Below are 5,491 nucleotides of genomic sequence, written 5' to 3'. Positions count from 1 at the left end.
ACCGCAACACCGCAGCAGCCCACCAAGCTGTAGGACAGCTAGATGTCGCACCGCTTGAGGGAGCAGTGCATAATCGCGTAGATATGATCAATGATTTATCGGATGAAGGATTGGGATACTGGGACAAAGTGCGCGAAGTCGCAAATGTTAAAGAACATCCAGTAGGTGAGATTTTGCATGATGAAAATGGCAATGTCCTCTATTTAACCGATGAAAATGGAAAACCTATAAAAGACAGCGATGGAGAATATATTACTCTGTATCACTTTTTAAATGCTGAAGATGAGCAGCATTTACAAGCTGGCTCTGATGGCAACAGGCGTATGTTCTATAATGGTATTTTTAACACACCAGATGAAGCAGCCGGTAATGCTGTCCACTTAGCTGATAATGAACATGAACCCCTTTATTTTACCTACCACCCCCAAGCTAAAGATAAGCTAGTAGAGTTCGGGGTAGCAATTTATGAGTATTTTGGGGGATGGAGTAATTCGACCAAGAAATTCCAAGATTTTGCCTCTCGTTATGGTAATGATGGGGCGATTGTTAGTGCGCATAGTCGTGGTAGCTTAACAGTAGGCAATGGACTACGTGACTTTGAAAAGCGCGGCATCCACGGTATAGCAGAAAAAACAGATATTTATCTTTATGGACCAGCGGATCATGCTCAATCGATAGCGAATGCATTATATGTCGTAAGCGATGGCAAAAATGATCATGTTTACTTACAAAGCCATGCATCTGACCCCATTAGTACGTTGTTTGGTTACAATGCACCTACTTTTTATAAAGTACCTTTAAATCTAGATGTTTCACTTTTGGAGAAAGGTATAAAAAATCCTTTATATATGACGCTGTTTGTAGGAAAAAGTTTATTGACTACAGCAACCTCTCCATTGATAGAGGGAGGGAGGGCGTTAGGCGGTTATGATCCTAGTCCCCATAATTGTTATGGTGATGCAAGTAAAGCGTGTATAACTAATTATGGAACATCTCCTACTAAACAAATTCATTCAATTTATTCGACTTTAGATCATTTATGGAAGAAAAAATGAGACAAATTTTAAAATTATTGAGTGGTATAGTCCTATTAAGTGTGACTGGATGTGACATATCAAAAATTGACAGCAGTCCTCCAGAGTACGTGAGTATGTGGGAGAAGGCAGGTGCAGATTCTACTGAGGTAGGAAAAGCCCTCTTAGAATGTGGAATACCGAGCCTTATTGATGCTGATTCAGAAAATAGAAAGCTTAGTGTTAATGAGGATGCAACAATTTATGCTTGCATGGTTCAATCAGGATTCCATTATAAAGGGAGAGGAAACTGGTGTTATACATTTAGAGAAGAAAACCTTCCCATTTGTCAGCTTGGTGCTGTCATCCCACAGAGAAGTGTTGAGAAGCGCTTAAATAGCCCATTTTGTAAAAGGTATAAAAATGCGGATGAATGCCAACCTTAAGTTTTGCTGTTTGTGATGGTCAACAATCCCTCATCCTTGCCTTCGCTTGAAATGACGGGATTGTTTTCTCAACCAATCATCTCAATATTGGTCACCGTTGTTTTAAGCAGCGATGACAGAAAATATCAACAGGTTTATGAGCTGTTTTATCGTAAAGAAACCCACTGAAGGAGGGGAAGAATGAAGAAAGTCTTGCAATTATTGAGCGGCATAGCTCTGTTAAGTATAGCTGGATGTGAGTATAAAGCTGAGGTTCCCTTATCAGCTTGGGAATTATGGGATAAGCCTGGTGCAAATACAATTGATATAGGGAAAGCGCTGTTAGAATGTGGCATGCCAACACCTTATAATCGTGATGAATACAACAGAAAGTTAGACGGAAATGCGAACGCATTAATTGAAGCTTGCATGGTTCAAGCAGGTTTTAGATATAAATCCGGATATTTGAGTTCGTGTGAGTTTTTTGATGCTCGTTTTCCGATTTGTCATTCAGGTGCTGTCATTCCTCAAAGAAGTGTTAAGAAACGCCTGAACAGCCCCCATTGTAAAAGAAATAGAAACAAGCCTGAATGTCTACCGTAGTTTTTTGATGATGGTATGATTAAGAGTAATCTTTAGTTTTTTTATCTTTTGCATAAGTGTGTGGGCCAATTGTATCGGCACTCAACATGTTTCAAATTGATATGGACAGAGGAATATAAAACATCGACAAGCTTATAAGCAATCTTATCATAAAAAATCATTGAAGGAGAGAAAAAATGAAAGCAACTTTAAAGTTATTGAGTGGATTGGCTTTGCTTATTATAGCTGGATGTTTTCCAGGTCCTTACCAGGCTGTGGATGTATTAGAGAAGCTAGGAGAAGATAAGATTGAGATTAAAAAAGCACTATTAGAATGTGGAATGCTGAATCCTCATGATGATTATATGATGGATTATAGAGAGTTAAGTATAAATGCGAATACATCTATTTATGCATGTCTAACCCAAGCAGGTTTTCATAGTAAATTAGGAGGGAAGTGGAGAGATCGGTGTAGAAATTATAATGCCGAAGATCTTCCGATTTGTGTGCCAGGTGCTGTCATTCCAAAACGAAGTGTCAAGAAGCGTTTAAATAGCGCTTATTGCCAAAAATATAAAAATAAACCAGAATGCCAACCTTAAGCACTGCTAGTGATGATCAACAATCTGCCATCCTTGCCTTCACTTGGAATGGCGCGATTGTTTCCTCAATCTGTCATCTCAATATTGTTCACCGTTGTTTTAAGCAGCGGTGACAGAAAATATAAACAAGCTTATGAGCTGTTTTATAGTAATAAATCCATTGAAAGAGGGGAAAAATGAAGAAAATCTTAAAACTGTTGAGTTGTATAGCTCTGTTAAGTATCACTGGATGTGTTAATTCAATTCCCTCACTTTCTCCAGCATTATGGAGAAATAAAATACTTTTAGAATGTGGAGTACCGGACCTTAATAAGGTTGTGGCGCTAGATTTGAATCAATTTGCCAGTATTGAAATGTGTATGGCGCAATCAGGTTTTCGTCCTAGCTTTACAATACAAGAATGGTGTGAAAACCATAAATCGGACAATCTTCCCATATGTCGTCCTGGTGCTGTCATGCCTCAGCGAAGTGTTGAGAGACGCTTAAATAGCCCTTATTGTAAAAAGCATTCAGAACAACTTGAATGCCAGCCTTAAGTCTTGCTTCAGCAGAGAAAGCCTTGAATTTACACCAAATAAAGCTCCAGGTTGATGAGTTTGAGAAAGCCTTGTCCGTCCTTACGTGACAAGGTTTTTTTTATGCCGCGTCGTTATAACGTTGCTGTTTTGCTTGCTCGATGACATTCAAAAGATCTGATTGTAACCAACGCGATAAAAAACCAAATTTTAAAGGTTTTGGCAAAGAGCCATTGGTTACATGACGGCGGAATGTTGAAACACTCATATGAAGCAATTTTGCACTTTCACGGTCTGTCAAAAGAATATCATTTTCTGTCATTCTAAAATCCTTTCAAAAGTAAAAAAATGAGAACAAATCATAACTATTTATTAACCACATTTTGGTTCATTTTTGAAGGTATTTTATTTATAGAAAACAATATTTTATCATAGTTTTTCTGATGTGATAATTTATGACTCTTATTGAGAAAGAATGAGAGAAAAGAGAGCTAAAGTTATCCACAGATCATGGGGTTATTCACCCCATATCTTAAGATTGACCCGTGACATAAGCCGCCCATTTATCCATATAAACGCGGCGCTGTTCTAAATAGTCAGTCCGACGATAGGCACGCTCTACTTTACCGCCTACTGTATGACTTAGAATAGTTTCTGCGACTTCATAAGGGGCATCGGTTGTTTCAGCGAGCCAATCATGTAAACTAGAACGAAATCCATGGGGGCATGCCTCAATTTTATTGTCTCTCATATATTGAGCCATACAATTTGCAGCGAGGGGACCCCGACCGGTTGCAGAAAAGAAGAAATCATTGCGAGAAAGCAAGCGCGCTTGTTTTAAGATTTCTAATGCTTCTGATGATAGAGGCACGCGAAACTCTTCTGTAGTATCACGTCGACCTTTCATATTTTCAGCAGGGATTGTCCAGATATCGCCATCAACTTGGTCTTTATGAATATGACACAAAGGGTTGGTACGAACGCCTGTCAAAATAAGCAAACGCAAAGCCAGTTGTGTTAAGGTTGATGCTTCGCAAAGTGTTTTATAAAAGGCAGGGACATCTCTCCAATCCATAGCTGGAAAATTTTGCGTTTTATGGCGTTGTTTACCTAAGAGAGCGCGTGCTTTTTCTGTTGCTTGTAAATCAACATCCAAACCCAAAGCAGCCGCATGTTTGAGACAAATATTAAGGCGGGTAAGAGCTTTATCAGCTGTTGCTGCTTTTGTATGCCAAATGGGAGCAAGTGTATTGCGTATCTCTGTTTGTGTAATCTCTGAAACGGGGAGGCAACCTAATTTGGGGAGAATATGGAGTTTTAAGGGTAAAAACCAACGCCCATCTTTACCATCTCCTTTTAGTTCAGCTTTACGGCTTTCAAAAGCATCCAACGCGATATCTTTTAAATAATGGAGATTACTTATTGCCTCACGCTTTTGTTTATTGCGTTCTTTAATGGGGTCACGACCTTCACGAAGAACAGAGCGCCACCCAGTTGCCAATTCACGGGCTTGTTTTAAAGAGACATCTCTCAAGGCACCCAAGCCCATTTCACGGCGCCGCCCATGAATGGTAAAACGGTAAATCCATTGAGCACCTCCATCTTTACGCTTATGAAGTAACAAGCCGGCACCATCATTATATTTGCCAGCTCCCAATGTTGCGACAGCCCTTGCATTAAGACGGTTCATAAGAGCCATTTTTAGTCCTTTCTTATACAAATTTTATCCATACACTCATCCCACTTGTTATGTACAAATGAGTGGTTTTAGTTGATTCAAGATAAACAGATTTGAAATGAGAGAATCTTACGTTATTCGGGATTCTAATTCAATATGAATAACGCTATATTATCATTATAAATCAATGTGTTATCTGGGTTCTGATCAACATCATAAGTTTGCATTGGAGTGTAAGGACCATGTTTCTTTAGAGCCTTTGTTATCATCAGAGCAGCAAGGAACGCCGGTTTGTTACAGTTATTTTGATAGGAAATTACATCTTTATCCCACGCCGGATAAAGCCTATCAGATTCAACTCATTCTCTCTCCATTGCGTTTATCAGAGATAGAGAGTGTTGATGAGGAGCATCCATGGTTTGTGCACGCGTTTGATTTGATTAAGGCGCGTGCAAAATACGAACTTTACAAGAATATCTTGAAAGACCCCGATTGTGCAACGGCAGCTTACAATGACTTTAACGAGCAATTGCATGAATTGCGTGCAGAGACGTCTCAACGTCATAACGTCACTCGAATAATTCCGACGGATTTCTAATATGGTTTATTTTCCAATCGCTGATTACAGACCAGATGTTGCGGTTGTCAACGGCAGTTTTACGGATATGCTTGTGAA

General features: G+C 39.3%; 6 protein-coding genes and 2 pseudogenes. 6 read left to right on the top strand and 2 right to left on the bottom strand.

Features of this window, described 5'->3' with window-relative positions; all coding sequences use genetic code 11:
* The 5 genes and pseudogenes from ACFIL3_RS08960 to ACFIL3_RS08940 form a co-directional block, all read left to right on the top strand.
* Positions 1-1,055 (top strand): annotated as a pseudogene (locus ACFIL3_RS08960) (filamentous hemagglutinin); the annotation flags it as partial.
* On the top strand, positions 1,052-1,459 hold the full coding sequence (locus tag ACFIL3_RS08955) for a hypothetical protein (protein WP_375634020.1): 408 nt from the start codon (positions 1,052-1,054) through the stop codon (positions 1,457-1,459). The pseudogene ACFIL3_RS08960 and the gene ACFIL3_RS08955, both read left to right, overlap by 4 nt.
* A 180-nt stretch (positions 1,460-1,639) precedes the next feature.
* Entirely contained in the window at positions 1,640-2,041 is a 402-nt protein-coding gene (locus ACFIL3_RS08950) for a hypothetical protein (RefSeq protein WP_026500687.1), read from the top strand.
* 176 nt (positions 2,042-2,217) lie between these two features.
* Positions 2,218-2,622 (top strand): hypothetical protein, encoded by a 405-nt coding sequence (locus ACFIL3_RS08945; protein ID WP_026500686.1) that lies wholly within the window; start codon positions 2,218-2,220, stop codon positions 2,620-2,622.
* A 176-nt stretch (positions 2,623-2,798) separates the two neighbouring features.
* Positions 2,799-3,158 (top strand): hypothetical protein, encoded by a 360-nt coding sequence (locus ACFIL3_RS08940; protein WP_015856194.1) that lies wholly within the window; start codon positions 2,799-2,801, stop codon positions 3,156-3,158.
* A gap of 100 nt (positions 3,159-3,258) precedes the next feature.
* On the opposite strand, the gene ACFIL3_RS08935 is transcribed toward ACFIL3_RS08940, so the two are convergent.
* Positions 3,259-3,459 (bottom strand): AlpA family transcriptional regulator, encoded by a 201-nt coding sequence (locus tag ACFIL3_RS08935; protein WP_015856172.1) that lies wholly within the window; start codon positions 3,457-3,459, stop codon positions 3,259-3,261.
* A 210-nt stretch (positions 3,460-3,669) separates the two neighbouring features.
* A complete protein-coding gene (locus tag ACFIL3_RS08930) occupies positions 3,670-4,836 on the bottom strand; it encodes a tyrosine-type recombinase/integrase (RefSeq protein WP_375682102.1) in 1,167 nt (388 codons plus the stop codon).
* A gap of 172 nt (positions 4,837-5,008) precedes the next feature.
* Between ACFIL3_RS08930 and ACFIL3_RS08925 the strand changes: the two are divergent.
* Positions 5,009-5,413: pseudogene (locus tag ACFIL3_RS08925) on the top strand (hypothetical protein); the annotation flags it as partial.
* Positions 5,414-5,491 lie beyond the last annotated feature (78 nt).

Source organism: Bartonella sp. CE47NXGY, from assembly GCF_042195415.1.
Taxonomy (GTDB): Bacteria; Pseudomonadota; Alphaproteobacteria; order Rhizobiales; family Rhizobiaceae; genus Bartonella.
This window is presented reverse-complemented; position numbering and strand designations above follow the sequence as displayed.